We start from the raw sequence: 4,686 nt of genomic DNA, 5'->3' as shown, positions 1-4,686 counted from the left end.
TTGAAAGTCCTTTTTCTTGAAAAAACTTTCGAGCTGCTATCTCTTTAATATCTGCAAATGCAGATTTACTGTAGTCAGCATAAGCTTTGTTGGCTGCCTCAATTGCCTTGCGCTCACGTTCTGCTGCTGCTGCACGATCATCTGTAGCTTTGACAGCATTGGGTGTTAATTTATTAATCTCATCAATTAAAGATTTTTGAGCTTTGTACTTCCCATTTGTATCACTCACGGTACCAGCTAATTTATTAAACTGATCTTTTGACTTTTGATTGATAAATGTTAAAGCATTAATGCTTTTAGAGAATTGATTAATATCACCATTTTTCTTGAACTCAGCAATTAAGGCATTTAATTCTTTCGATTGAATTGCAGTAACATCATTATGTCTTGTTAAAGCATAAGCATTTGTGATTAAGCTATCTGTCGCATTGTCACGAGCTTCTTTTAATTCATTTAATTGCTCTTTTTCAGTAACAAGTTGAGATTTTTGCTTAGCTTCTTCTAGATCACGATATTTCGCGATAGCTTCATCAACACTTTCATTATTTTCACGTAATGATTTTGTTGATTCATCTGTGCTGTCTTTCAGAAGCAAATAAGATGCTGCAACTGCTGCAACAGTTAAGCCCAAGCCAACTGGACCAAGAAATGCCGTAGCACTAGATAAAGCTGCTGCTTTATTTGCTGCCGCTTGCTGATAAGCTGCACGAGCATTCGCCATCATTGCAGCAGTCTGCGCATTTGTTGCACCCATTGAGCGTGCCATTGCTGCTGTTGCTGCTAGATTTGATTTTGCAACTTCATAGTCAGCAAGGACCTTTGCTCTAGTCGCTGCAATGCTAGAAACTTTTGCGATCGTATCAACTACAAGTGTTTTTGTGCCTAACGTAATAGCGGGAATGTATGAGCCAATCATATAAGCTGTGGCAACAGTTAGCCCGCCAACAGCCACATCCATATTCTCCGATAACTCTGTCATCCCTTTAACAAAAGTTGAGGATGCACCTGTAGCAGCATCAAATTCACCAACCATTTTAATAGCTTCATTTTTGATTAAATCAAATGATGCTGATACAAGTGTTGCTGTTTTTGCAAAGTCTGCATCCACAGACGCAGCCACTTTCTCAAGAGCTTTAACAATACTTTCTGTTGTTAAAATATTGTCTGCACCCATTTGCTTGAGCTTATCTGAAGTTACCCCCATACCTTTCGCAATGGCATCGGTCAAAGCAGGTGTTTGCTGCATTACTGAGTTCAAATCCTGCCCGCGTAACACCCCAAGCGATAAGCCCTGCGAAAACTGAATCAAAGCTCTTTGCGCTTCCTCTGCACTAGCACCAGACATTCCTACCGCTTTGGTTACGGTTTCTGTAACTCTTGCCACTTCTTTTTGAGATAAGCCCAAGCGATCTGAAATCTTCTGGAATTTAGTGTAAACATCAACCACACCACCCCACTCCGATGCTGTTGATTGAGCAATTCTGTGTGTATCACTCATAGCAATGCTTAGTTGCGATTGGTTTTCGGTGACAAGCTTTAATTTATTAATCATACCCGTGTAACTATCGGCATAATTAACAATTTGTGAAACTGTAAATGTTGCAGCAGCAGTCGCAGCTAAGCTTTTAAGCATAGACTGTGCGCTTGATGTACTTGATTCAATACGACCCATTTCACGAGATGCAGAGCTTGATGCTTCACGCATTGCTTGAGTAAAGTTGCCGACACGGCAAACTAAATCAAGTGTTAATGTTCCTAATTTTGAAGCCATAACTTTTCCTCAGGCAATAAAAAACCCTGCGGTTGCAGGGCTTTAATTTCTCTAAAAACTAATCAATTGATCCAAAAGCTACACGACTTCGATGACATCGTTCTTCAGCAACTTTTTCAGCATTTCTTCCATCTGATAAATTTGGGTAAGCTTCAATATCCTTAAAATATTGAATACCTTGAGCCACACATTTATCGTATTTATTCTCACCACAACCAACTAACAAGACAGTGCTAAAAAGGATAAATGATAATATTATTTTCACAACTTCACCCTCTACTAATCATTCTAAAAAAATCATCTTCAGAAATAATTATTATATCCTGTCCTTTTTTGATCAAACTTAAAGCCTTCTCTTCTTTCGAGCTAATATCTTTGCCATTCAATTTTGTTAAATCTTGCTGTCCTTTGATAAGATAATTCGTTTTCTTGGTAACGCCTTTACCAACATCAAATCCAGCCTGCGAAGCTAATATACTTGCCTTGATTCTGGGCATGCTCATTTCACCAGTAAAACATAAAACATCACCAAACCATTCACCATCAGGATTGCCACCATCTATAATAACATTTTCAGAGCCAAGGCTATCTACCATCGATCCAGAAGCTATTAGTGAAACTATTCCTTTTTTAACCAAATGCTCACAATCACTTATTGTTAATTTTTTAGCTTGCAAAGCTGCTACTAGAACCTTTCCAGCTGCAATAGCATCCTCAATAGCATCGTGATGTTTACCAATTTCGATACTATTTAATTTACAAACATTAGCTAAACCATATCCAGTATATGAAACCTCTTCCCATGTTCTTCTAACTACCTTAGTTATATCTAGCCATTGAAAATTAGTTTGACCATAATTCTTTTCAATAGCTGTTTTATCAAAAGATGTATAAGTTCCAACGATCGCATTACCAATATAGCTTTCTAATTTATTCTGAACTTCTACCATTGTTGGAGCTTGCTTTACATCATTACTAGTAATTCCATGAATTTGAATATTCATCCAATCAAATTCATCATGAGGATTGATTAATGTCCCCCAAGTGTCAACCAACTCTCCATCCTTAAAAATCGCCACACCAATCTGGCAAATTGATTTTGGATCAGCATTAGCTGTTTCTACGTCTAAAGTAACAAAATCCATACCCCACCCCAAATATTAAATTTAGAATAAGATACTAATTTATGAACAAAAAAACCACCCGAGGGTGGTTTTCTAAGCTGCCTGTATGGCAGTGAACTTGTGATGCCGCAGCATCATAAACAAGTGTCTTTTCTAAGCTGCCTATATGGCAGTGAACAGTGAAGCCATCGAAATAACTTCACTGCTTTCAAGAGATTACTACAGTTTTCATTAAAACACCTAAGTTTTAACTAACAACTATAAAATATTGATTTTAATACAAAATTTACCAAGTCTGAGCATTAAACCACTTGGGATTTGCTCCAATACTCATTCCACCTGAAAAATTAATTACTCTACAACAATCGTCAACCAGCGGTGAGCCTTGTTTTGTTTTAAAATTTAATTCAATACTAACTTTTCTAGCTAATGTATTTGATTTAATCACATAGTTTGAATAGTACATCATATCTTTTTGATTTATTAGCATTAGTGCTTTCCACACATCTTGCATCATAAAGTTCTGACTTAATACAGATTCGGTAAGTTCACGAACAAGCTCATAAACCTCTTTGTCGAACAACCCCGCTTGCTTACTTGCACTACTATATAAAGCAATCAAATGATGAACATACTCAACTGCAACAGGAATAGCATCGCATGAAATCTCATCGATACTTTTTACGTTAAAGCGTTGATGAACCAATTTGTAAGCATCGCTGTAGTTTAAATGCTTAGTTTTGGCAACAAGCATGTTTACAGCATTAGTTAATGGCTCACGTTCTGATTTATGGGTTTTAGCAATTGGTGCACCTACCTCTTTATCTAAAATATCCAAAACCCATTTGCGGAATTGTTTAGCAATAGCTGTTTTGGAAAACATTGCAATGAGGTGGCAACCACGGAGGGAGAAGATACGAGTGTCTTTTTCAGAGTTCCCGTTTCCAAAACCCTTGACACTCAATTTGAGGGTCAAGGTCATAGACTGATTAAATTCATCTTTATTGCGCTCATACACTTGAGCAACAGCATCAGATTTTGCATAACCTAAAGCTTTTGAAAGCTCACTTGCTGTAAGCCAAATTTGCTGCTCGTGTTGAACAGGTGAAAAATTTACTTCGTTAAAGCTTAGTGTTAAACTTGTCATAGTTTGATTTCCTTTGTGATTAAACTTGTCATTTCAAAAAAGCCCTGCTCGCCAAAGTCATGGGCTTTTTTGTTGTCTATTGATTTCATGATTGCACTGCTTTCTTTGCTCTTCGATCCAACCATTCTTCAATGATCATATTTACTTGAGCTGTAATAGTTCTACGATCTTTTTGAGTCTCCTCTTTAAATCGCTCCAACGTTTTTTCAGGTATACGCACGTTTATCTGTGGGTCTTGTCTTGCCATATTTAACTCCTTATAGCACATGATTTAACTCAACATCACAATCACATTAAATCACTTGCTTTATTTGTCGTCAATATTTTTTGACTATTTTTTTATAGCACACTATAGTTACCTTAAAACATTGACCGAAAAATGCCATGGCACGTACAGACCCTCAAGTTAATTTCAGAATTCCAGCTGAACTAAAAGACAAGCTGGATAATGCTGCTAAAGAGAATGGCAGAACCCTAACTGCTGAATTAATTCTTCGCCTTGAAATGACATTTGATAATGATGATCAGGTGCAAGATCTTTTATTCAGAATAGATCTATTGGAAGATGAGTCCAAGCGGTTAGAGAAAAAACTACTTGATGTGATGCAACACGTGGGATTGTATGATCCAAATCCACAGAATTA

6 protein-coding genes are annotated in these 4,686 nt (G+C 37.0%); 1 reads left to right on the top strand and 5 read right to left on the bottom strand.

Features of this window, described 5'->3' with window-relative positions:
* The 5 genes from C9E89_RS21535 to C9E89_RS21515 form a co-directional block, all read right to left on the bottom strand.
* Window positions 1-1,771, bottom strand: a 1,771-nt coding sequence (locus C9E89_RS21535) for a tape measure protein (RefSeq protein ID WP_147305740.1), incomplete at its 3' end; no start/stop codon positions are given.
* Window positions 1,772-1,829: 58 nt separating this feature from the next.
* Window positions 1,830-2,036 (bottom strand): hypothetical protein, encoded by a 207-nt coding sequence (locus C9E89_RS21530; RefSeq protein WP_107010170.1) that lies wholly within the window; start codon window positions 2,034-2,036, stop codon window positions 1,830-1,832.
* 4 nt (window positions 2,037-2,040) lie between these two features.
* Window positions 2,041-2,916 carry an exonuclease domain-containing protein gene (locus C9E89_RS21525; protein WP_107010171.1) on the bottom strand — a complete coding sequence of 292 codons (876 nt, stop codon included), beginning with the start codon at window positions 2,914-2,916 and terminating at the stop codon, window positions 2,041-2,043.
* 265 nt (window positions 2,917-3,181) lie between these two features.
* Window positions 3,182-4,042: a BRO-N domain-containing protein gene (locus C9E89_RS21520; protein WP_107010172.1), complete on the bottom strand. Its 861-nt coding sequence runs from the start codon at window positions 4,040-4,042 to the stop codon at window positions 3,182-3,184.
* Window positions 4,043-4,127: 85 nt separating this feature from the next.
* Window positions 4,128-4,289 carry an Arc family DNA-binding protein gene (locus tag C9E89_RS21515; RefSeq protein ID WP_107010173.1) on the bottom strand — a complete coding sequence of 54 codons (162 nt, stop codon included), beginning with the start codon at window positions 4,287-4,289 and terminating at the stop codon, window positions 4,128-4,130.
* Between the two features lie 137 nt (window positions 4,290-4,426).
* Between C9E89_RS21515 and C9E89_RS21510 the strand changes: the two genes are divergently transcribed.
* Window positions 4,427-4,686: Arc family DNA-binding protein (locus C9E89_RS21510; RefSeq protein ID WP_107010174.1), on the top strand; the 260-nt coding region annotated here is incomplete at its 3' end.

The organism is Acinetobacter sichuanensis, assembly GCF_003024515.2.
Lineage (GTDB): Bacteria > Pseudomonadota > Gammaproteobacteria > Pseudomonadales > Moraxellaceae > Acinetobacter > Acinetobacter sichuanensis.
This window is presented reverse-complemented; position numbering and strand designations above follow the sequence as displayed.

What these genes read in the sequence shown, in the direction of transcription:
- C9E89_RS21525 (WP_107010171.1), bottom strand. Translation starts at nt 2,916, where the DNA reads ATGGATTTTGTTACTTTAGACGTAGAAACAGCTAATGCTGATCCAAAA.
- C9E89_RS21520 (WP_107010172.1), bottom strand. Translation starts at nt 4,042, where the DNA reads ATGACAAGTTTAACACTAAGCTTTAACGAAGTAAATTTTTCACCTGTT.
- C9E89_RS21515 (WP_107010173.1), bottom strand. Translation starts at nt 4,289, where the DNA reads ATGGCAAGACAAGACCCACAGATAAACGTGCGTATACCTGAAAAAACG.